This window comes from Alistipes intestinihominis (genome assembly GCF_040095975.1).
GTDB lineage: Bacteria > Bacteroidota > Bacteroidia > Bacteroidales > Rikenellaceae > Alistipes > Alistipes senegalensis.
Genome location: NZ_JBBMFL010000004.1, coordinates 12,659 through 35,561 on the forward strand (window position 1 = coordinate 12,659; position 22,903 = coordinate 35,561).

The window sequence follows — 22,903 nt, forward strand, 5'->3', positions numbered from 1 at the left end:
CTCGGTTTAAGGGTTACTGTTTGATCCGCACATGCATGTAGTTCATGCAACTGCGCTCGCCTTTCGAGTCGGAGGGCTTGTTGACCACCTTGCCCGCACCGTCGGTGTAGAGCCACATGGTCGTCGAGCCGCCGCCGTCGAAACGGGTTACGTTCCAGCAGTCGAATTTCTGGGCGATGCGGACCATCTCAGGGAACTTCACGCCCATCGATACCCAGTCCTGACGGCCGTCGATGACGAAGAAATATACCTTCGTTTTGGACTGGTCCACACCCACATAGGTCATCGGGTCGTAGACCGACGAGGAGAGTTTCTTGTCCACGCCGTCGTCCAGCAGGTGATACATCGTCGAGTTCTGCGTGAGGATCGGGGTCGACACGCCGTCCACCGCCACATCGGCGCGGATGCGGAGCGTCGAACCCACGGAGAGTTTCGCGGCGAACGCCTCGGCCGTCGCTCCGGTGAGCTGTACGGCCCATTCGTCGGGGGCCGTGAGGTAGGGTGCCTCGGCGAGTTCCGTCGTGCGGCCGTCGTCAATGCGGGTCACGGTGGCTTCGAACCAGCCGTCGTTGACCGTCATGGGGTTGCCCGAGGTGTTCTTCGCAACGACGTAGAGCGCTTTTCTGAGCAGCGGGTTGGTCAGCGACGGAGTCCCGGGGTGGGGCGTCTTCTTGTATCGCGCCGTGTAGAGGTTGGCCTCCTGCGAGACGCTGCCCTGACGCAGGATCGTGTCGTTGATCGAGTGGTATTCGTACTCGGTGCCGCCGACCTCGATCCTGCCCGTGAAGACCTTCTTGCCGCAGCTTGCCGTGCGGTCCTTGAAGACGGTGAAGGCGTTGGCATGGTTGGTCAGCGACGTGCGCACGGTCTTGTTGTTGACGAAGTCGGGGCGTCCCTCCTCGATGTGCAGGCCGCGGGGGAATCCGTCGTGCGAATTGAAGAACCCGGTGTTGATGCCGGCGATGATGTTCTGCCCCTCGGCGCGCTTGCGGGCGCAGTTCTCCGACAAGGTTTCGCGGATGTTCTTGCCGTTGTTGCCGTTGTTGTTGCCGTTGGGGTTGGGCACGAGGTCGTCGGCCATCGAGGTTGCGATCTCCACGGACTCGTTCGTCAGGTCGATTTCCAGCACATGCATCTTGCGCGGCAGGTTGGTGAACTCGTAGTAGGTGTATCTCACGCCCGGGTGGAGCTGGACACTCTGTTTGAGCTCCCAGTCGTAGTAGGCCGGCAGCGACCAGTCCACGGTGTTCTCCTCGGTGTCGTAATTCGACTGCTTGTGGCAGACGGCCGTGGTGTGCATGGCCGCGGGAGCCGTCGCGGGGGCGTCCTTGTAGGTGTCGTAGTCGCCGACGAAGCCGTATCCGATGCAGCCCTTGATGAGCGATGCGCTCTGGTTGTATCCGCAGGCCCAGCCGGGACCGTGCAGGTTCGTTCCGTCGACGGTCACGTTGCCGATGATCGCCCCGGTGTTCTTGCAGTTGCGGATCGTGCCGAGGTTGTGGCCCGAGAAGCCGCCCGTGCGGCATCCCAGATGGGTGATGACGTTGCCGAGGTTGTTGCAGTTCTCGATGACGCAGCCCGTCGTGGTCGAACCGCCGACCAGTCCGCCCATGCGCTTGATGCCGTATTTGTCCTTCTGCCCAGCATACTGCCCGGCGGCATCGTCCTCGACGAGTCCGTTGTTCAGCGAGTTGGCGATGGTGCCTTTCTCGAAGGTTCCGGCCAGTCCGCCGCCGCGTCCCGAAGGTGCGTTCACGCGGCCGTTGTTGGTGCAGTAGCCGATGAGGTTGTTCTCCGCCGCCTTGACGTAGGCGCAGATGCCTCCGACCTGCATGCCCGTGGCGCCGTTGGCGGTGTTGGCGATGGGCCCCGTGGTGATGTCGCCGTTGTTGGCGCACTTCACCGCGGCGGAGGTGCCGCCGATGGTCGTTCCGGTCATCTGCCCGACGATTCCCGCGAGCATGACCAGCGTCCCGGCGGGGTCTTCGGCCTCGAACGAGATCGAGACGTTGTTGGTCACGCTTTCGAGGAGCGACTCCGTGGCGAACGCTGCGATGCCCGCTATGGCCGTTCCTGCCCCGGCGGTTCCCCGAATGGTGTGCTTGTCGCCCTTGACGCCGACCGTGAGGTTCCGGACGGTGGCCTGATTCAGCACGCCGAACAGACCGTGTGCCGTCGATTTCGCGGCGTCGGCCGTCCAACCGATGTTTTTGATCGTGTATCCCTTGCCGTCGAACTTGCCCGTGAAGGGATTCTCGGCCGTACCGATCGGCGTCCATTCCGTCGTGCCCGTCATGTCTACGTCGCTCAGCAGCACCACGTCGCCGCTCTCGTCGCGGTAGCGGTCGTAGCTGCGTCCGGAATTGACGGCCTCGGCGAATTTGCGCAGGTCCTCGGCGGTCTTGATGCCGTAGTATTCGGGCTTCGCGCTTTTGGCCGCGAGGCGCACGACGCGGATCAGGACGTTTTCCTCCGTGTCGCAGAGCATCACGGCGAAGCTGCCCTCTTCGAACGCATCGCCGAAGGTGACGGCGATGGTTCCGGCAGCGGTGTCGGCCGCGGCCGCGAGTTTCTCGGTGCGCATGATTTTGAGGATCGTTTCGCCGGCCTTCTCGCCTGTGATCTCGTAGCCGATCGTGAGCGGCTGCGAGGTGTCCTCAACGACATATTCGTCCCCGAGCACCGTGTCGCCGACCTTGAAGACGATGTTGAAGGCGTCGAAGACCGGAGCCGACACCGTCGAGCCGTCGCCCAGCGTGAAAACTGCGTTGCCGGCGGCGTCGCGCGAAATGCCTGTGATGAGCGATCGTTCCTTGCCTTCGGCTTTCAGCGGACTGCCTGCCGCATCGGTCAGCCGACGGCCGTTGACGGTCCAGTAACCCTCCTTATCGACAGCCACTTCGGGCGTGCGTCCGGCGACGGGGATTTTGGCCCCGTCGGTGTCTTTCAGGAAGTCGGTTTTGCCCCCTGCGGTGGTCGTCCAGTAGAGCACGCCGCCCTCCTCCTTCGTGCCGAGGATCGGCGCAGTGGTCACGTCGTCCTTCGTGGCGACGGTGACGCTGTGTTCGACGTTGTCGGCGCCTTTGTAGCGGACGACGTTGTTGCCCTCGGCGTCCTGCGTGATCGAGGTTACGACCCCGCCGTTGACGACGGACGCGAGCAGCCGCACCTGGCTGTTGAGTTCGTCGGCCTGTTTTCCGAGTTCGGTGAGCTGGTTGTATATCTCATCGACGCCTTTCCACAGCGCGGAGTCGTCGAAGTTGTCGCTGCACCCGCCCGCGAAGAGGAGGACCGATGCCAAAAGCGTTGTTATCATGGTTCGTTTCATTGCCGTTTGTTTTTTCGTGGTTGCAAAAAGCATCAGTCGAAATTGGTGCTGTCAGTCCATCCGGGATTCTGGGTCAGCAGTCCGCCCGTCAGCACGCGCTGGTCGGCCGGAATGGGCCACAGGTAGTCGCGTTCTTCGTTCCAGGTGTATTTCAGGGCATTCCACGCCACGACGTAGCCGCGGTTGTCGGCGGCTTCGGAGAGGACGATGTCCGAACCGATTTTCAACACCGTCAGTCCGTCGGCCGGGGTGCTGGTCTGCTGTGTGGCGTAGAGTTCCAGATCGTTTTTGCCGTCGCCGTCCATGTCGTAAAGGCCCGGGCCGGGGAAGTAGATGCCGTGGTAGGGTGCCGTTTCGTTGACCATCTGCGCACCCTCTTTCCAGCGGAACATGTCCCACATGCGCTGGCCTTCCATGACCATTTCCACGGTGCGTTCGCGGCGGATTTCGAGGATTACGCCCGTGTTGGCGCTCTTCGTGACATTGGGGTAGCAGGCCAGGAGGAACGGATCGGGATCGGCGTTGGCGGCCTCCATGTCGAGTCCGCCCATGCCGGCGCGTTCGCGGATCTTGTCGATCGAAACGGTCAGGTCGTCCTGCGTCAGCGTGCCCAGCTCGGCCTTGGCTTCGGCATAGTTGAGATACACCTCCGCCGTGCGGAACAGCGGCCAGTCGGACGTGCCCTTCGAGGCGCCGCTGTGGGCCGCCGTCGAGACGAATTTGATCGGCTCGTAACCCGTCATCGCGGTCATGTCGTTCGGCGTGGCCGAGCTTTCGCCCTTGGCGACGTATCCCGGGCAGAGCACCGTTTGCGCCATGCGCGGATCGCGGCCTGCGGTCTCCTCGGTGTAGAACATCGTTTCGTGGCCCTCCTTTTCGGTGAAGCGCGAGCCGTCGGCCATCAGATAGTGGTTCATGAAACGGCGCGTGAAGCCCGTCGCCGCATTGCGGATGTTGAACTGTACGCTGTGGGCGAGGTTCAGCCCCTCGAAATTGTAGAGACGGGCCAGAATGACTTCGCTCTGCTTGGCGTCGTCGCTGCAAAAGAGGTCGCGGTAAGGCTCCGTGCCCTCCTTGTAGAGCGAGTATCCGCTTTCGGCGATGAACGTCGCCGCGGCGTCGGCGGCCTGTTGCAGGTATTTGTCGGCGTCGGGCAGGCCGCGGTATTTGCGCCACGTACCTTCGTAGAGCGCGGCGCGCGACTTGAAGGCCAGCGCCGCCCAGCGGGTCACGCGGGCTACGTCCTTGTCGCGCGGGAGCATGTCGATCGCGTCGTCGAGGTCGGACATCACGTGGTCCATGATGATGCCGCGATCCTCGCGGGGCTTTTTCAGCAGCTCTTCCTCCTCGGAACCGATCACCGTGTCGTACCAGGGCACGTCGCCGTAACGGCGCACCTTCACGTAGTAGAAATAGGCGCGGAAGAAATAGGCCACGCCGTCGTATTTGGTGCGGGCCGCCTCGTCGGTGCAGTTGTGGGAGTTTTGCAGGTAATAGTTGATCTTGCGCAGGGAAGTCCAGGTCCAGCCGCTTTCGTCGGAGGCCATGCGGGTTCCCGAGATCACGTCGCCCATGCTCTTGTCCACCATGTCGTCGGCGTTGAGCCCCGAGGCGCTGTCGGGGGAGTCGAGCAGCGTGTAGAACTGATTGGTCCACAGGCGGAGGTCCACTTCCGACTGGAAATAGGTCTGCGGGGTGACCTTGTCTTCGGGAATGAGGGTCAGGTCGCAGCCCGAGCAGGCGGCGCCCAGCAGCAGGGTCGCCAGTATTTTGTGCAGTGTTTTCATCTGTCGTTCTCTTTATGCGTTAGAAGCTGATATCGACGCCTACCGAGAGGGTCTTGGGATAGGCGTATCCCGTTCCGGAGTCCTTCTTGCTGGTGCTCGACGATCCGGCGAGTTCGGGGTCGATGGTCTTGTTGTGCCGTTTCAGCGGCGACCAGTAGCAGAGGTTCTCGCCCGAAAAATAGACGCGGGCGCGGTCGATGCCGATCTTGCGCGTGAGTTTCTGCGGCACGGTGTAGCCGACCGTGAGGTTTTTCAGCCGCAGGTAGGCGAGATTTTGGATGTAGCGGTCGTTCGTCTCGCCCAGCGAGCCGCCGGCATAGGCGTTGTAGCCGCGCGGACGGGGGAAGTAGGCGTTGCGGTTGTCCTCGGACCAGCACTCCGAATAGAAATCCTTGTGGATGAACGACGTGGGCGGGAATGCGTAGGGGCCCCAGAAGTCGTAGGACGCCTGCCCGGCGGCCGGATACCAGTCGCGGCGCCCGATGCCCTGGAAAAAGGCCGATACGTCGAAGCCCAGCCAGTTGAATCCCACGCGGAACGAGTAGTTGTAGCGCGGCAGCGAGTTGCCGATGATGCGCTTGTCGCCCGGATCGTCCACCGTGCCCGAGCCTTCGGAAATCACGTTGTCGCCGTCGAGGTCGGCGAAGCGCACGTCGCCCGCGCGAAGGTAGTTGCCGGCCGGGCCCTTGCACTGATACACGCGGTTGTTGACCGCCTTGTCGTCGATCCTGGCCTGGTATTCGGCCGCTTCGCGGTCGGTCTTGAACAGTCCTTCGACGTGATAGCCCCAGATTTCGCCCAGCGTCTTGCCTACGTAGTGGTCCGAGATCAGCCGGTCGGGATTGTGGTATTTGGTGATCTTGGTGATGTAGTCGCCCACCGAGGCCGATACGTTGTAGGAGAAGGGGCTTCCTGCCAGCTGGAATTCATCCTGCCAGCTCAGGGTGATCTCCCAGCCCTTGGTGCGCAGGTTGGCGCAGTTGGCCTTCGGGGTCTTGGCGCCGAAAACGTCGGGCAGGGTGAGCGAGGTGGTGAGCATGTCCTTCGTGTCGCGGATGTAGTAGTCGCCCGTGAAATTGAGACGGCCGTTGAGCACTCCCACGTCGAGTCCCACGTCGTAGGTGGTCACGGTCTCCCACGTAAGTCCCGACGACAGCGGATCGGAGACGTTGGCGTAATAAGCCTTTTCCAGTCCGTCGAAGGTGTAGCTCATCTGGTTGTCGGTGCTGATCTGCTCGATGTAGGCGTATTCGGATACCTGCTGGTTGCCCAGGCTGCCCACCGAAAGACGCAGTTTGAGGTTGTTCATTACGTCGCGCACGGGCTCGAAGAACGACTCTTCGCTGATGCGCCAGGCGGCCGACGCCGAGGGGAAGAATCCCCAGCGGTGGTCGGGCTCGAAGCGCGACGAACCGTCGCCGCGGGCGCTCGCCTCGAAGATGTAACGCCCTTCGTAGTCGTAGTTCACGCGGCCGAAGAATCCCAGCGTGCGGTAGGTCAGGATTTCCTGTGAGAGGGTGATGGGGCCCGTCGCCACGGTGAACGAGTCGATGTTGTCGCTCGACAGGTCGGTCTGCTTCACGTCGAGCGACGTGGAACGGTAATCCTCGTACTGGCCGCCGGCGGTGGCTTTGAAATGGTGGCCGCCCCACGAATTCTCGTAGGTGCCGTAGATGTTGACGTTGTGGCCCTTGTAGCCGTAGTGCACCTCGCGGTAGGAGTTCTCGACCGATCCCGAGGTGAAGGTCTCCATGACGCCCTCCTGACGCGAGTATTCGAACGTGTTGTTGCGGTATTTGTAGAGCCGGTCGCGCTGGCGGTAGTCATAGGCCGCCGTGAGGACGAGTTTTTTGGCGATCGTGATGTCGAACTGGTTCGAAAGCGTCAGGTAGCGGTTCTCCTTCGAGTTCTTCGAACGGTCGGCGGTCATCTGCCCGCCGCGGCCGGCGCCGATCGGGGAGTTCTTGCCCAGCTGGTTGACGTACTGGACGATCGAGCCGTCGGGGTTGTAGGGGAGGAATGCGGCGCAGATGTTCGATTGCAGGGCGTTGATCGTTCCCTCGTAGTCGTAGTGTCCGCCGTATTTGTAGCCCGAAGTGTCGAAGCTGATGTTGTTCGAGTATTTCAGCCATGGGGTCATCTGGGCCGAGACCTTGGTGCGGAAAGCATAGTCGGTGTACTTGTCCTTGTTGATGTTGAACATGCCGTACTGCTGGTAGAAGCGGCCGCTGGCGTAGTAGGTCACCTTGTCGGTTCCGCCCGAGAGCGAGAGGTTGTGCTCCTGCTGCGAACGCACGCGGTTGTAGAAATAGCCGTACCAGTCGAAATTGCCGTAATAGTAGTACTTGCCGTCGTCGCCTACTTCGACCCACGGTCGGTCGGGATGTTCCGTGCGGTCGTTGCGGCGGTCGTAGAGCTTTTGCAGGCCGCCGTTCTCCTCGGTGTAGCGGAAGATGTTCATCGTGCCGTCCGACGAGTCGTTCATAAACTGGTTGACGATGCGCACGTGGTCGTAACCCGTGTCGATGAAATCGGTCGAGGTGGTGTTGCTGGCCCAGCCGAAGCGGCCGTTGTAGGTGATGCGCGCGCGTTCGCCCTTCTTGCCCGCCTTGGTGGTGATGAGCACCACGCCGGCCGACGCCTTGGCGCCGTAGATGGCGCACGACGAGGCGTCTTTGAGCACCGACACCGATTCGATGTCGTTGGGGTTGATCTGGCTGAGGCTCACCTCCACGCCGTCGGCCAGCACGAGCGGCGAACCGCTGTTGAGCGAGATCGAACCGCGGATGTTGATGGCGTAGGACGATTCGGGGGAGCCCGTTCCGAAGGTGATGTTCACCGAGGGGTCGGCGCCTTGCAGGGCGTTGGCGGCCGAGACCACCGGACGGGCGTTGAGATCCTTGCCGCTGATGGTCGCCACGGCGCCCGAGAGGTTGGCCCGCCGCTGCGTGCCGTAGCCCACGACGACCACCTCGTCCATCAGGTTGTCCGACTCTTTCAGGACGATTTCAAGCGGAGAATTTCCCCCCCCCCTCCTTGACTTCCACGATCTGGGATATGTAACCCAGATAGGAGACGTTGAGCTTGGCGGGGAATTTCATGTCCGTCAGTTCGAAATCGCCGTCCACGCCCGTCAGCGTACCTTTCTGGGTGCCCACGACGGCCACCGTCGCGGCGATGATCGGCTGTCCTTTGATGTCGGTCACCCGTCCGCGCACGGAGTTCGGTGCGGCGGCCGGTTTGGCTGCTGCCGAGGGTTGTTTCTTGGTGACGGAGATACGGTGTCCGTCGATGGTGCAGGTCACCTCCTGCCCGGCGAATACCTGGTCGAGGACTTCGCGGATGGTGGCGTTTTTGGCCGAAACGGAGATGCGTTTGGTGAGGTCCACCTCGTCCGAACTGACGATGATGGAGTAATTTTCCGTACGGTTCAGCGTGGCTATGGCCTCCTGAACGGTTACGTTCTTCAATTCGAGGTTGATTCTCTTCGTCTGGGCGAAAACCCCGGCGGGGCTGAGCAACATACAGAGAATAACCAGGTAGAGGAGTCTCGCAAAGCGAGTTCCCCGACGATTGCAGTCGTTTCCCATGATAGGTTTATTTAAGGTTCGAGTTTAAGGCGGGTATGCCGGGATCGGTGGCATCCGGGCGGGTCACAGAGAAGGAACAGAAAAAGGAGGGCGGTGGGGCGGTCAGTCTCTCATAGGCATTTCGGGTTTGTGTGTGAGGTTCGTTTTTCGGCGTAAAAGTTTAGCGGGATCGGTTCGACGAGAGGTAGATGACTCCGTCGCGGCGCAGAATCTGCATCTTGCGATCGGAATTGATGGCGGAAAGTATCTGGTCCAGATTCTCGTTGTTGGTGAAATAGGCGAAATAGCGGGCTTGGGCGAGCGCTTCGTCGAGGATGACGATGTGCGTGCCGAACAGCCGTTCGAGGTCCGAAGCGATGTCGCGCATGCGCAGGTTGAAGAAATGGATGGCCCGGTCGTCGGCGAAGGACTTGAAATGTCCGGGCTGGAACGTCGTGAGGTCGATGTCGCCCGTGGCGCGGTCGTACTGCACCATGTCGCCGGGCTTCATCGTCAGCTGTTGTTTGCGCGTCGGGGCGTCGATGTCGAACCGGACGGAGCCTTCGACCAGCAACACCTCGATACAGTCGGTATTCGCGTAGGACTTGAAGTTGAAGCGGGTTCCCAGAACGCGGATGCCGACTTCGCCCGACTGGATGATGAAGGGTTTGCGGGGATCTTTCGCCACGTCGGCGAATATCTCGCCTTCGACGAAAATCCGGCGCTCCTTGCCCGTGAAAGCCGACGGATAGGTGATGCGGCTGCCGGAGTTCAGGTGCAGCTGCGTGCCGTCGGGAAGTGTCAGGGAGGCCATTTCGCCGTACGGAACCTGCTGCTCGAGCCATTCCGCCTCCGGCTTGCGGTCGGCGTAGAGCAGCCAGACGGCGCACAGGAGCGGAACGACGAGTATGGCGGCGATCCGCTGGCTCCAGGCGACGATACGTGCACGGCGCGAGGGTGCGGACGGCTGCCCTCCGGCGATCCCGAGCCGGTGGGCGACGCGCCCGAAAGCCGCACGGGCCGCTGCGTCGTCGTCGATGTGCAGGCTGTCGAAAAGTTCGGCCAGCTGTGCTTCCGAATCCGGGCTGTCCCCGTGCTCGGCGAGCCACATCTGGATTTCGAGCTGCTCCTGCGCGGAGAGTTCATTGTCGAAATATTCGTTTAATTTGGTCATAGGTCCTTTTTCTCTGTTCGCCGCCGGATGCGGAGCCTCGCTCCGGTCATCCTGCTGTATAAAGAACAACCGAACGGCCCCGGTTGCGTAACCGGAACTGCAAAAAAATCGAAAAAAACGGAAAAATCAACAGAGCGAGCTGTGGAGGTCTTTCAGCGCCAGTTCGATGTGCTTATCGACGGTACGCACCGAGAGACCCAGCCGTTCGGCGATCTCGCGGTTGGAGAGGTGTTCGTAGCGGCTCATGCGGAAGATCAGTTGTCGCTGGGGCGGCATTTTCGAGATGCCCTGCATCAGCAGCGCGTTCAGCTCCGTATAATTGTATTGTTCCTCGGCCGAGGCTCCGCGGTCCGCCACGTCGCGGTCGCTGAGCTGAGGCAGCAGCGAGAGCATGGTGGTGCGCTTGGCCTTGAAGATGTTGTATATCTCGTGCTTGGCCAGCACGAAGAGGTAGTTTTTGACCGACTGCGTGCTGTCGAGCTTTTCGCGGTGTATCCAGAGCTTCATGAAAATATTCTGGGCGATGTCCTCGGACATGTGGTCGTCTTTGAGCATGCCGCGGATGAAGTGCAGGAGCGTGGGGTAGTAGCGCACGAAGAGTTGTTCATAGGCGCCGACATCGCCCCGAATGATCGCGGAGATCAGTTCGCTGTCGTTTTGCTGTCTGCCGAAAGTGAATTTCATGGACGTTTGTCTGGGTTTGCGTACGTGCCGTGCGGCGGCCTGCGGTTCAAAGATAAGAAAGTTTTTCACAAAGACGGAATACTTTCCTGTGACAAAATCGTAAAAAAACAGCCGGCATCGTAAAAAGATGCCGGCCCGGCGGATTTATCTCGCTGTCCGTAACGCTGTTATGGGAACTATGCCTTTTTGCCGGCTCCGCTTTCGAGGATCGAGACGATGGAGTAGAGCGTGAAGCAGATGGCCCCGAAGCCTGCTAATACGCGTGCAGGGACGAAAAATTTGGCCTGGAAGAGGGCCTCTTCGTAGAGGAATGCCGCGAGGAACAGGCACGTCAGAGCCGTCAGCACGGGGATGATCGGGATGCGGTTGGCCAACGGGAAATCGGCGTGCCAGATCTTCGCCAGCAGGATCACCTTGCTCGAGATGCTCCAACAGATCAGCGCCAGGCCGATCAGCACGAATCCCACGAAATTGATCGTTTCGCCCCGGAGTGCGAATATCAGGATCAGCCCCAGCACGAAAGCCAGCGATCCCATCGTCAGCACGAGTCCCATCCATTTGCGCTTCTCGGCCATCGTATAACTGCCGCGGGCCTGCCGGGCGATGCTGGCGACCAACGCGATGAGCGACGTGCAGACGCAGGCGATGCCGAACATCACGCTGCCCGCGACGATGTGTGCCGGGAGCGTTCCGAACACGTAGAGCAGGATGCACCAGACCCAGGCTACGGCGGCGACGGCCGAGACGATGAAGATCAGCAGCGACGACTGCGCCCGGGTGAATCCGGCGGTGTTGACCGAAAAGGTGTCGTCGGCGGAGTTCTTGGGGATCAGGCTGAACCGTGTCGATGAGGTCGCCGCCGTGGCCACGCAGGCCGTGATGAGGCCCAGTCCGCAGACGACGTGTCCGGTGACGAGTGCCCCGGTCCATTGCGACGAGAGGATGAAGGCGCCGCTGACGAGCGTCAGCAGGGCGAACGTGTATCCGATTGCCGGAAAAAGGTATTTCGCGGTAGCGGTGTAGGTGCCGATGATCTGGCGGATGATCGTCGCCGCGGTGCAGTAGAGCGCGACGCAGATCGCCCCGAGGTAGAAGACGACGGGACCTGCCGTGAGGCGTGCCGTGTCGGTCCCGGCCGAAAAGATGTAGGCCCCGTATGCGAAGCAGAAGGCAGCCATTGCGAGCGGAATGGCCCGGAAAAGAATGCTTATACCGTGATTCATGGCGATAAAGTTTTCCGGAGCCCTTGCAAATCCCGCACCAAGTCTCGGCAAAACCGCAAACGTCGTTTGCATTTGCTCTCGGCTTGCACTATCTTTGCGGCATGAAAAACATCGTTTTCGATCTGGGCGGCGTGCTGTTCGCCCGCGATAAAAGCAAGTGCACTCCCGAACTGCTCGAATTTTTCAGCTTCCTCCGCGCTCCGCGGATGCCGCTCTTCTGGGAGGAGTACGACCGCGGCACCTCGACGCTGGACGAGGTGACCGCCACGATCAGCCGAATGACCGGGCGCTCCGTGGAGACCTGCTCCGCCGTCCTGCAACTGGCCATCGACCTGCAAGAACCCGTGAAACCCACCGAACGCCTCGTCCGTGACCTGAAAGCGGCGGGGTATAAGCTCTATGTGCTTTCGAACATGTCGCGCGAGTTCATCGACTTCCTGCGCCGCTTCCCCGTCTACGGGCTTTTCGACGGCGAGGTCGTTTCGTGCGAGGAGCACACCGTGAAGCCCGAGCCGCGCATTTACGAGATTCTGCTCGAACGCTACGGCCTGACGCCTTCGGAAACGCTCTTCATCGACGACCGCGAAGCCAATATCGAAGCGGCCGCGGCCCTCGGCATCCACGGTTTCCTCTTCGATCACCGCGATCCCGCCTCTGCGTGCGAGGCCCTGCGGAGCCGGCTGCTGTAATCTAACGGAATAAACAAGGAGGGCAGGTTTTCACCTGCCCTCCTTTGTCGTATGCGGTTCCGAAGGATCAGTTGAAGGTGTAGCGGATGCTGAACATCGCCGACCAGGTCGATACCGTGCTGGCATACTTCGACCATTTGGGTGCGGTGAACGTGTAGTTGCTGCCGTCCCATGCCAGGATCGAACTGGAGTTCATGCGCTTGATGTTACCCCAGTCGCGGTTGAGCATATTGGCCAGGTTGGTGACATCGAGGCCGAGGGAGATCGTGTTGCGCTTGCCTTTGACGTTGATGTAGAAATCCTGCGAGAAGCGGAAATTCAGCGTGTGATACCACGGCATCACAGCCCCCCCCCGCTTGGAGTACTCGCCGACGTGCTCGGACAGGTAGCTGTCTTTCTGGATGAAGTTCCAGAACGCCTCCTTGTTCTCGTCGCTCGTGAACGGCATGTCGTCGAGTTCCGAACGGGTCGGGATATAGAGCAGGTTCACGGCACCGCGGTCGTTGGTCACCGCATTCTGATACTTGCCGCTCTGCACGTACATCGTATAGGAGTAGCGCGAATAGGAGTAGCTGCCGATGTAGCCGAGCTGGCTGGCCTCGTAGTAAAGGCCGAAATTCGAAGCGCCGTTCTTGTTGGCGAGGCGGTAGCCTACGTTGAGCAGGATACGGTGGGGCGATACGTAGGATGCGAATCCGGTTTCGGGTATGTTCGAACCGTTCTTGTTGAACGTGTTGGTGCTGAATGCCGAGGTTACCTGGTCGCCGATACCGTCGATTACGTTCTTGGCGCTCGAATAGGTGTAGGCCGCCATTACCGACAGACCGAAGCCCCACGTCTTCGACAGCTGTGCCGAAATCGAAGCATAGTATCCGTCCACGTCGTCGGTATTGGTGATCAGATAGGGGTTGATGGTCTTACCCTCTTTGTTCTTGATATTCTGGCTATTCCAGTAGACGCGCGCCTCGGGCTCGCCCGGGAGCTGGATGCCGCCCTCTTTCTCGACCATGCCGAGTTTGGTGACGGTTACCGAGTTGATGTCCTTGTTATAGATACCCTCGATATTGAGGTTGACATCGCCCGGCAGTTTGAGGTCCAGAGCCAGCGAGGTTTTCCACGTCGAAGGCATTTTGAGCTTTTTGTCCAGAATGGTCGGCTGCGTGTTGGCTGCCAGGTCCTGTTTCTGATAGGTTCCGCCGTATACGTCTTTCAACATGTCGCCGACATTGGTATGGAACGAAGGCATCTTATTTTCTCCGACCTCGCTTTTGTAAAGCGTCAGACCATTCTGGATACAGTTGCTGTTTCCGGCAACCGATACGAGCCATACGAACGGCAGGCGGCCGGTGAAGATGCCCGTGCCTCCGCGGAGGATGTATTTGCGCTCGCCGGTCATGTCCCAGTTGAAGCCTACGCGGGGAGCCACCGAAAGACGTGCCTTGGGCATGTCCGAGGTCTTGTAGCCGCCGTAGTCGGCGAAAGCCTGCGTGAAGTCCTTGTTCTCGTTGTCGGAGATCGACGGATAGACCGGAACTTCGAAGCGCAGTCCGACCGTAGCCTTGAAACGCTCGCTGAAATTGATCTCGTCTTGCAGGTAGATCGAATACTGCATATGGGTGAACGAAGGATATGCCTGTGCCAGGTCGTCGTTGTTGCCGTGGGCGATACGGAACGCCAGCGGCTTTTTGTTGTTTTTGAAATCGTCCCAGCTTTCGTAAACATAATAACCCGCGCCGCCCTGCTGGTAGCCGTTGGTCGTGAAGTTATGCTCGAATTGCAGACCGGCCACCAGATGATTCTTGCCGATGGTGTAGCCGATCTCGTCGGTTACGATGTGGGTCGATACTTCGCGGAGGTTGCCCTCGGTGAAAGGATCGAGACCGAACGAAGCGTACAGGGCGCTGACGCCTTTGTCCGTAGGCTCCAGAATATCCACTGTCGGGAAGATGCCGCCGTCGTAGCTGCGCGGCTCGTACTGATGCGAATAGGTGTAGCGCAGCGTGTTGGTCAGACGGCTGTCGAGGAAGCGCGAGTTCAGTTCGGCGGCTACCGACGTGAAATTCTGTTCCTGATAATAGCGCGAATTCTGGAAATACATGGCGTAGTTCGAGGTACGGCCGTAAGTGTCTTTGTCATACACTTTGCTGGCATCGAGCGGGGAGATCGACGACGACGGGGCCGACGAATACTTGTTCTGGGTGCGGCTGAAGCGTACGTTGAGCGCGTGGTTGCGGTTGATGTTCCAGTCCACGCGGGCCATGAGCTTGTAGCCGGGAGTTTTCACCGAGTAGTTCTGATAAGCGCCGGGGTTGTAGCCGTAGTTGTCGATCAGGAACTGGCTCATCTCGTCGAGTTTCGAAGCCGTCGGACGGTTGTACTGCGTATTGCCGCCGAATTCTCCGGTGTCGTTGGTCCGGGCCAGACGCGAGTTGCCCGGGGTGGTGTTCCACTCGCGCTCGAAGTTGGCGAACACGAAGAGCTTGTTCTTGATGATCGGGGCGCCGATGCTGAATCCGAGGGTGTTGTCGCGCATCTCGCTCAGCGACAGCTTGCCGCCGTCGTACTTGTCGCCCTGAAGCTGGTCGCTCTTGGAATAGAGGTATGCCGATACTTTCAGGTCGTTGGTGCCCGACTTGGTGACGGCGTTGATGGCGCCGCCCGTGAAGCCGCTCTGGCGTACGTCGAAGGGAGTTACCGATACCGATACCTGCTCCAATGCGTCGAGCGAGATGGGCGATCCGCCTGCGGGCAGGTTGCCGCCGATGCCGAACATGTTGTTGAAGGCGGCACCGTCCACCGTCACGTACGACTGGCGGTAGTTGCCGCCGCCGATGGCCAGGCCCGACGTGGTGGACGAAGCCTGCGGCGTGAGTTTCATGATGTCGTTCATGCTGCGGTTCACCGTAGGCATCAGTTCGATCTGCTCGTTGGAGATGCTGGTGACGGCGCCCGCACGGTTGACGTTCATCGAGCTGTTCTTGCCGTCGGCCTTGATGACCACGGCTTCGAGCTCCTGGCTGTCTTTGAGGAATGCGTCGCGCTTGAGGGTCTGGCCCAGCGACAGCATCAGTCCCGGGAACTCGACCGACTGATAGCCTACGAACGAGAAGGTCACCGAGTAGGGACCTCCCGTGCGCAGGCCCTGCAAGTTGTAGTTACCGTTCTTGTCGGTCACCGCGCCGTACTGGGTGCCCGAGGGGGTGTGGACGGCGATGACCGTGGCGCCGACGAGCGGCTGTCCGTTCTGGTCAACCACCGTACCGTTCATTCCCGATGTCGTCACCTGCGCGTTCGCGGCGCAACAGGCGAAAATCGAGAGCATGAGTAGAAAAAGTTTCTTCATACGCTTGTGAGTTTAATGGATAATTGGAAAGGGTTGTTTGTTTTTTATTGTTCGTAAAAGCATCGAGGGACATTCCCTTCGACAGGAATATCCCTCTTTATTCTTCATTCTACACGGTATGATACCGCCGCTTTCGCCACATGGAACCCATATTGCGATGGTACCCGGATTTATGACAGACCGATACCCGGACGATGCCAACCATAATTTTCATGGCACAAATATAAATCAAATATTTATGCGCCGCAATAGAATATCGGGATTTTTATTGGACAATGTTTCAACAATTTGCAGAACCGGCCCCGGAGGCTTGCGGCACGTTACTTGCGTCGGGGCGAAGTATGCTTTCGATCCGGGAAAAATACTGGCATTACTCGCTTTTCGTCCTGATCGTCGGGTTGGGCGTGACGATCTTCGTCGAGCTGACACCCTTTCTGGGGGGCCTGCTGGGAGCCGTCACCATCTACGTGCTGCTGCGGCGGCAGATGTGGTTCCTGAGCGAACGGCGGCGCTGGCGGCGGAGCCTTGCGGCTTCGCTGCTGCTGGGCGAAGCGGTGCTCTTCTTCCTGATCCCGATCAGCCTGATCGTCTGGATGGTCGTTGACCGGATTCAGGGTGTCACGCTCGATCCCGATTCGATCCTGACGCCCGTGAAGCATGTCGCCGGGCTGATCCGCGAAAAGACGGGCTACGACGCGCTCCAAGAGGGCAATGTCCGGTCGCTCATGGCCTTCATCCCCCGGATGGGGCAGTGGATCGTCGGCGGCCTTTTCGACTTCGCCGTCAATGTCGTCGTGTTGCTGTTCGTGCTCTACTTCATGCTCATCGGCGGCCTGCGCATGGAGACTTACTGCCGCGAACTCCTGCCTTTCAACCGCCGCACGGCGCGCAGCGCGATGCGCGAGATACACATGATCGTCCGTTCGAACGCCATCGTCATTCCGCTGCTGGCCGTCTCCCAGGGCATCGTGGCTTATGTCGGCTATTTGGTCTTTGGGGTTTCCTCGCCGCTTTTCTGGGGTGTGCTGACCTGCTTCTCGACGATCCTCCCCATCGTCGGCACGGCGCTCGTGTGGCTGCCGCTGGCACTCTACATGGGACTCGACGGCAACTGGGGCGCGGGGATCGGGCTGGCGATGTACGGCGGGCTGGTGGTCACGCAGATCGACAACCTCGTGCGGATGGTCATGCAGAAGAAGATGGCCGACACGCATCCGCTCGTCACCATCTTCGGGGTCTTCATCGGATTGTCGCTTTTCGGGTTCATGGGCGTCATCTTCGGGCCGCTGATGCTGGCGATGTTCATTTTCTGCGTCAATATCTTCAAGCGCACGTATCTCGACCGCAGGTCCGAGTGAGCTTTCCGCTCCGGACGACGGCCCGGAACATCGGGGTGGTTTCTCGGATGTTTCGTCTCGGTGAGCGGGCGAATATGCCGGTTCCGTTGAAAATTTTCCGGAAAATGATTGCATATTCATAAGGGTTTATTACCTTTGTTATTGAAATAACAAAGGATTCATGCCAAGAACCCTTATAAATCAATAAAATACAAAAATGGCGAGAAATCTCAAAATCAGAGACCTTACGTTGCGCGACGGCCAGCAGTCGTCGTTCGCGACCCGTATGAACCAGGAGCAGATCGACCGCTGTCTGCCGTTCTACAAAGATGCCAATTTCTATGCTATGGAGGTCTGGGGCGGCGCTGTACCCGATTCGGTGATGCGTTATCTCAACGAGAATCCCTGGACGCGCCTCGAAACGATCTACAAGGCGGTGGGCGATGTCTCGAAACTCACGGCGCTTTCGCGGGGCCGCAACCTGTTCGGCTACTCGCCCTATACGGACGAAATCATCGACGGCTTCTGCCGCAATTCGATTCAGAGCGGCTTGGGGATCATGCGTATTTTCGACGCCCTGAACGATGTCGATAACGTGAAATCGACGGTCAAATACGTCAAGCAGTACGGCGGCATCGCCGACTGTGCGGTTTGCTACACGGTCGATCCGAAATACCCCGAACTGGGCTTCTGGGCCAAGTTGACGGGCAAATCGAATCCCAAGCCGGTCTTCACCGACGCCTATTTCCTCGACAAGGCCAAGCAGATGGCCGCGCTGGGCGCCGACATGATCACCATCAAGGACATGTCGGGACTCATCCCGCCGCGCCGCGTCGCCACGCTCGTGCGGCTGTTCAAGAAGAACCTTTCGATTCCCGTCGATTTCCATACCCATTGCACCCCGGGCTACGGACTGGCCTCGGTGCTCTCGGCCATCATCGCCGGGGTGGATGTCGTGGACACCAACTGTTGGTATTTCGCCGAGGGCACCGGAGCTCCGGCCATCGAACTGATCCACGTCTTCTGCAAGAAGCTGGGCATCGAGACGGGCGTCAATATGGAGGCCGTCGCCAAGATCAACACCCAGCTGCGCGACATCCGCAAGGAGCTCAACCAGTCGGTGTTCGGCGTCGAGAAACCCGAACCCAAGGCGTTCAATCCGCTGACCGACACGCTGCCCGACGAGATCGACGCACTGTTCGACAAGGCCATCGCCGCCGCCCAGCGTGATGACGAGGACGCTACGCTCGACGCCTGCCGCAAGATCGAGGCTTACTTCGGCTTCCCGGCTCCCAACGAGCTGGTCCAGAAAGCCGAGATTCCCGGCGGTATGTATTCGAACATGGTCGCCCAGCTCAAACAGCTCAAGGCCGAGGAGATTCTTCCCCGCGCTATGGAGCTGATCCCGACGGTGCGCCTGGCCGCTGGCCTGCCGCCGCTGGTGACCCCGACTTCGCAGATCGTGGGCGCCCAGGCCGTCAACTGCGCTCTCGACGAGAAGGCCGGACGGCCGATGTACTCTAACAAGTCGTCGCAGTTCGTGGGGCTGGTCAAGGGCGAATACGGCAAAACGCCGGTGAAGGTCGATCCCGAATTCCGCTTCAAGATCTGCGGTGTCCGCGAAGAGACGCCCTACGACACGTCGAAATACCAGATGCAGCCCAATCCCGAACTGCCCGAGGCCGGCGGTGTGAAGCTCGCGGCCGACGAGAAGGAGGTGCTGTTGCTCGAACTCTTCCCGCTCGTGGCCAAGACGTTCCTTACCAATATGAAAGTAAAGGCTTACGAGGCTTCGAAGCCTGCCGAACCCGCCGTGAAGGCCGAGGAGAAGCCCGCTGAAGCGGCGAAGGCCGTGATTACGGGCAACACCGTGACGGCTCCGCTGCCGGGGCGCGTGATCGAACTCAAAGTGAAAGTGGGGGATACGGTCAAGGCGAACGACGAGGTTCTCGTGCTCGAAGCCATGAAGATGGAGAACTCCATCACGACCGATTATGCAGGTACGGTGAAGCAAATTCTGGTCGCCGAAGGCCAGACGGTCGCCACCGATGCCGTGCTGATGGAGATTGAATAAGCTCTCTCCGCTTTTTGCGTGCATTTTTCCGTCCGCAGCGCCCGAATGCGTTGCGGACGGAATTTTTTTGCGCCTCTTGCTGCTCTATTCCCGCTGCAAGGGCGTTCCGTCCATCCGGTCGGTGTAGAGGATGCCGTCGAGGTGATCGACCTCGTGCTGGAAAATGACGGCCGTGAAGCCTCCGATGCGCTCCGTCCGTTCGGCGAACTGTTCGTCGCGGTAGCGCAGCACGATCTGCTGCGCGCGCGTCACTTCGCCGTAGCAGCCGGGAATCGAGAGGCATCCCTCGCGTCCCGGAGCCGTTTCCGCAGAGTATTCGACGATTTCCGGATTCAGATAGATTTCGAAAGGCTCTCCCGGCTTGTCGAACCGCTGTACGGCGATCATCCGCCGCAGGATGCCCACCTGCGGGGCGGCTATCCCTACGCCGGTGTTCTCCGGGTCCCGCACCGTGGCGAGCATCCGGCGGCGCAGCGTTTCGTAGTCGTCCGAACGCTCCATGCCCTCGGCCATCGGGGCCGATTTGCGGCGGAGCGTCAGCGAATCGCTGCGGTCGGTGACCGTCAGTACGCGCATGATTCCGCCGTCTCCGGCATTTATGATCTCTTTCTCGGCGCTTTTGAATTTTTGCGAGCACCCTGCGAGCGCGAGTCCGGCGGCCGTGCCCAGACAGATTCTGCATAGTGTTTTCATGATGCAAATATAAAAAAAGAAAACCGGAGGTCCGACACGACCTCCGGTTTTTCGAAGTAGCGGGTCCGAGACTTGAACTCGGGACCTCATGATTATGAATCATGCGCTCTAACCAGCTGAGCTAACCCGCCATTGCTGAAAGCGAGTGCAAAGGTAATAGAAATTTTCAATCGTGCAAAATCTTTCGGCAAAAAATCGCATGAAAAATTCACCGCGAAATGCTGTGGCATTGATTTTGAACCTCCTGCATGAAAATTTCAAACCTATGTCCCTTACCGATACCGCCCGTGACGGGCTTGCCGATACGCTCGGCGCCGTCAAAGTCGCCGCAGGACTGGTGCTTCTCGCAGCTCTCTCGTGGGAGATCATCGCCGGAGACCATGTCCACATGTCCGGAACGTACCTGACCATTCAGTTTATCGTCTGTCTCGTCTTTCTGTGCGATTTTTTCGTCCGCTGGACCGCAGCCGAACGCCGCACCCGTTTTTTCTGGCGCAACCTGCCGTTTCTGCTGCTGTCGGTTCCCTACCTGAACATTCTCGCGTGGAGCGGCCTGCGCATGACCCACGACTGGGCGATCCTCGTGGGGCTGATTCCGTTGCTGCGGGCTTTTCTGGCCATGATTATCATCGTGCGGTGGCTCGTCCGCGGCACCAAGATGCGGCGGCTGTTCGTCGCCTATATCTTTACCGTGGTGGTCTTCACCTATATCTCGGCCCTCGTCTTCTACGACTACGAGGCGCTCGCCAACCCCAAGCTCCACGGCTTTGGCAACGCGCTCTGGTGGGCGTGGATGAACGTCACGACCGTCGGCGCCGAGATCTTCCCCGTCACGGTCATCGGCAAGATCTTCTGCGTGCTGCTGCCGTCGCTGGGCATGATGTTCTTCCCGATCTTCACGACCTATGTTTTGCAGGAGTATGCCCCGGACGAAAAGTCCGGCCAGTAGGCCGGACCCTTCGTGTCATTGCTGCGGTTTGGCGTCGTAGAAACTCTTGTAGTCGCCGTGGCGCGGCGCCCCGGGTTTGTCCGGATACCATCCCGGCAGTTCGTCAACCCGGGCTTTCAGCCGTGCGTGGAGCGCCTGTACCTCGGGCGTGCAGTCCGCAATGTCGAGAGGATGCTCTTCCAGCGGGTCTTCAGCGTAGTGGTAGAACCGTCCGTCCCAGTAATATTTGTACTCCTTGTCGTAGGCGCACCGCGCGGCCCGCGGGTAGGTCTTGTGGGGCCACAGCGGGTTGAAGTGCAGCAGCGAGAACTCCCTTTCGAGCGGCTCCTGCCCGCAGAGCTCCGGGTAGAGCGATATGCCTTCCGCGCCCCACTCCTTGGGAATCTCGATCCCCATAGCGTCGGCTATCGTCGGCATGAAGTCCGTCAGGTCCACCAGACGGTCGCTGACCCGTCCCTCGCGGATCTTGTCGCCCCATGCGATCAGCAGGGGCACATGCGTTCCGTAAACCGTCGGAGAGCCTTTTCCGCCCTCTATTTGCCGGCCGTCCTCCATCTGCGACGTGATGAGGGGGCAGGTGCCGTTGTCGCCGACGAAGATCAGGATCGTGTTGTCCCAGATGCCGCGTTCCTCGAGTTTCGCCACCAGCTGCCCGACCTGCTTGTCGAGATAGGCGACCATGTCCGGAAAATGGCGGGAGTCTTTCTTGAACCGTGTGTCCGGATCGTCGGTCCAGCACTCCGAATCGGGCGTGGCGACGTGCGGCGTGTGTACCAGCGGGGTGGGATAGTAGAGCAGGAAGGGTTTGCCGGCTTCGGTCTGCCGGTCGATGTATTCGAAGGCGTAACGCTGGAAATCGTCCGGCGCATAGTAGCTGAATTCGTAATGGCCGTTGTCATCGACGTAGGAGAATGCGTAGCGGTCCGTCGCCCGCTCTCCGGCCAGCTCCTTGTAGATTTGCAGCTGGGTGAGGCACCATTCGTCGAATCCGAGTTTGCCGACCATTTCGCGCGACCGTCCGAGCTGCCATTTTCCCACCACGGCCGTCGAGTAGCCGGCCTGTCGGGCCAGATGGGCGAACGTGTGGTCGTCGTCGTTCATGTATCCGAAATTGACATAATTGCGGTCGTTGTAGACGCCCGTCATCAGCTGCACGCGCGACGGGGTGCTGAGCGGTGTCGCGTGCATGTTTTCGTAGCGGATGGCCCGTTCGGCCAGCGCGTCGAGGTGCGGAGTGTTGTAACTGGTGCCTCCGTAGCATCCGAGACATTCGGCTCCCATGTCGTCGGCCAGTACCAGGATGATGTTGGGGCGCGTTTCCTGCTTCGGGGCGCATCCCGCGGCGGCGACCGCCAGCAGGCCGAGCCCTGCCGTTCTGAGTTCCCTGTTCATGGTTGGGTTTCGTTTTTATGGGTTTGTGTTTCGCAAAAATAATAATTTTCGGCTAAACAACAATCATTTCTTTCGGTTTTGTGTTTCGTTTTATTTTGAACCCGCTCACATACATCGAAAAATCCGGCTCCCTCGGGGAAGCCGGATCGCCGCAGGGCCGTTGCCGTGCGTTTATTTCTTCTGCTCTTTCAGCAGGTCGCGGATCTCCGTCAGCAGCAGTTCTTCCTTCGACGGTGCGGGCGGTTCGGGAGCGGGTGCCGGAGCCGCCTCCTTTTTCTTCATCAGGCGGTTCATCAGCTTGACCATCAGGAACACACAGAGCGCCAGGATGGTGAAGTCCACGCACTGCTGGATGAATGCGCCGTAGTTCCAGTAAATCGGTTCCGCGGCGGCCGCAGCCTGCGCGGCATCGCCTTGGGTCACGATGCCTTCTACGGACTGCACGGCGCTCGACGTGATGTCGCGCACTTTCGAGATGTCGAGTCGGAGTTGCGAGAAGTCGGTGTTCCCGATCAATGCGCCGATCGGGGGCATGAGAATATCGTTCACGAGCGACGATACGATCTTGCCGAATGCGCCGCCGATGATGACGCCGACGGCCATGTCCATTACGTTGCCTTTGAGGGCGAACTCTTTGAATTCTTTGAGAAATGCCATGTCT

15 protein-coding genes and 1 tRNA gene are annotated in these 22,903 nt (G+C 59.8%); 4 read left to right on the top strand and 12 right to left on the bottom strand.

The window, feature by feature from the left end; genetic code table 11:
- Positions 1-13 precede the first annotated feature (13 nt).
- The 7 genes from WMO46_RS04500 to WMO46_RS04525 all read right to left on the bottom strand — a co-directional run bounded on the left by WMO46_RS04500 (position 14) and on the right by WMO46_RS04525 (position 11,765).
- Positions 14-3,328 carry a phosphodiester glycosidase family protein gene (locus tag WMO46_RS04500; RefSeq protein ID WP_349093900.1) on the bottom strand — a complete coding sequence of 1,105 codons (3,315 nt, stop codon included), beginning with the start codon at positions 3,326-3,328 and terminating at the stop codon, positions 14-16.
- Positions 3,329-3,360: 32 nt separating this feature from the next.
- On the bottom strand, positions 3,361-5,115 hold the full coding sequence (locus WMO46_RS04505; protein WP_349093901.1) for a RagB/SusD family nutrient uptake outer membrane protein: 1,755 nt from the start codon (positions 5,113-5,115) through the stop codon (positions 3,361-3,363).
- Between the two features lie 19 nt (positions 5,116-5,134).
- Positions 5,135-8,095, bottom strand: a complete 2,961-nt coding sequence (locus WMO46_RS04510; RefSeq protein WP_410520078.1) for a SusC/RagA family TonB-linked outer membrane protein — start codon at positions 8,093-8,095, stop codon at positions 5,135-5,137.
- 28 nt (positions 8,096-8,123) lie between these two features.
- On the bottom strand, positions 8,124-8,639 hold the full coding sequence (locus WMO46_RS15625) for an STN domain-containing protein (RefSeq protein WP_410520079.1): 516 nt from the start codon (positions 8,637-8,639) through the stop codon (positions 8,124-8,126).
- A gap of 226 nt (positions 8,640-8,865) precedes the next feature.
- Positions 8,866-9,858 carry a FecR family protein gene (locus tag WMO46_RS04515; protein WP_195496878.1) on the bottom strand — a complete coding sequence of 331 codons (993 nt, stop codon included), beginning with the start codon at positions 9,856-9,858 and terminating at the stop codon, positions 8,866-8,868.
- A 126-nt stretch (positions 9,859-9,984) separates the two neighbouring features.
- A complete protein-coding gene (locus WMO46_RS04520; protein ID WP_019150468.1) occupies positions 9,985-10,542 on the bottom strand; it encodes an RNA polymerase sigma-70 factor in 558 nt (185 codons plus the stop codon).
- 176 nt (positions 10,543-10,718) lie between these two features.
- A complete protein-coding gene (locus WMO46_RS04525) occupies positions 10,719-11,765 on the bottom strand; it encodes a DUF2776 family protein (protein WP_349093902.1) in 1,047 nt (348 codons plus the stop codon).
- Positions 11,766-11,866: 101 nt separating this feature from the next.
- Between WMO46_RS04525 and WMO46_RS04530 the strand changes: the two genes are divergently transcribed.
- A complete protein-coding gene (locus WMO46_RS04530; protein WP_276716039.1) occupies positions 11,867-12,454 on the top strand; it encodes an HAD family hydrolase in 588 nt (195 codons plus the stop codon).
- Positions 12,455-12,521: 67 nt separating this feature from the next.
- Here the strand turns inward: WMO46_RS04530 and WMO46_RS04535 are convergent, their stop codons facing one another.
- Positions 12,522-15,797, bottom strand: coding sequence for a TonB-dependent receptor (locus WMO46_RS04535; RefSeq protein ID WP_349093903.1), 3,276 nt, complete (start codon positions 15,795-15,797; stop codon positions 12,522-12,524).
- Between the two features lie 341 nt (positions 15,798-16,138).
- Here WMO46_RS04535 and WMO46_RS04540 point away from each other — a divergent pair, with 341 nt between their 5' ends.
- Together WMO46_RS04540 and WMO46_RS04545 are read left to right on the top strand one after the other, a co-directional pair.
- Positions 16,139-17,155, top strand: coding sequence for an AI-2E family transporter (locus WMO46_RS04540; protein WP_129652047.1), 1,017 nt, complete (start codon positions 16,139-16,141; stop codon positions 17,153-17,155).
- 196 nt (positions 17,156-17,351) lie between these two features.
- Positions 17,352-19,208, top strand: a complete 1,857-nt coding sequence (locus WMO46_RS04545; RefSeq protein ID WP_195496873.1) for a biotin/lipoyl-containing protein — start codon at positions 17,352-17,354, stop codon at positions 19,206-19,208.
- A gap of 84 nt (positions 19,209-19,292) precedes the next feature.
- Here the strand turns inward: WMO46_RS04545 and def are convergent, their stop codons facing one another.
- Together def and WMO46_RS04555 are read right to left on the bottom strand one after the other, a co-directional pair.
- Positions 19,293-19,901, bottom strand: coding sequence for a peptide deformylase (gene def / locus WMO46_RS04550; RefSeq protein ID WP_195496872.1), 609 nt, complete (start codon positions 19,899-19,901; stop codon positions 19,293-19,295).
- 57 nt (positions 19,902-19,958) lie between these two features.
- Positions 19,959-20,032, bottom strand: a tRNA-Met gene (locus WMO46_RS04555).
- A 134-nt stretch (positions 20,033-20,166) separates the two neighbouring features.
- Here WMO46_RS04555 and WMO46_RS04560 point away from each other — a divergent pair.
- On the top strand, positions 20,167-20,850 hold the full coding sequence (locus WMO46_RS04560; RefSeq protein WP_129652049.1) for a potassium channel family protein: 684 nt from the start codon (positions 20,167-20,169) through the stop codon (positions 20,848-20,850).
- A gap of 15 nt (positions 20,851-20,865) precedes the next feature.
- Here the strand turns inward: WMO46_RS04560 and WMO46_RS04565 are convergent, their stop codons facing one another.
- Together WMO46_RS04565 and mscL are read right to left on the bottom strand one after the other, a co-directional pair.
- Positions 20,866-22,242: a sulfatase-like hydrolase/transferase gene (locus WMO46_RS04565; protein WP_349093904.1), complete on the bottom strand. Its 1,377-nt coding sequence runs from the start codon at positions 22,240-22,242 to the stop codon at positions 20,866-20,868.
- Between the two features lie 171 nt (positions 22,243-22,413).
- The gene (gene mscL / locus WMO46_RS04570; protein ID WP_129652051.1) at positions 22,414-22,899 is read right to left on the bottom strand and encodes a large-conductance mechanosensitive channel protein MscL; all 486 of its coding nucleotides are present in this window, start codon (positions 22,897-22,899) and stop codon (positions 22,414-22,416) included.
- Positions 22,900-22,903 lie beyond the last annotated feature (4 nt).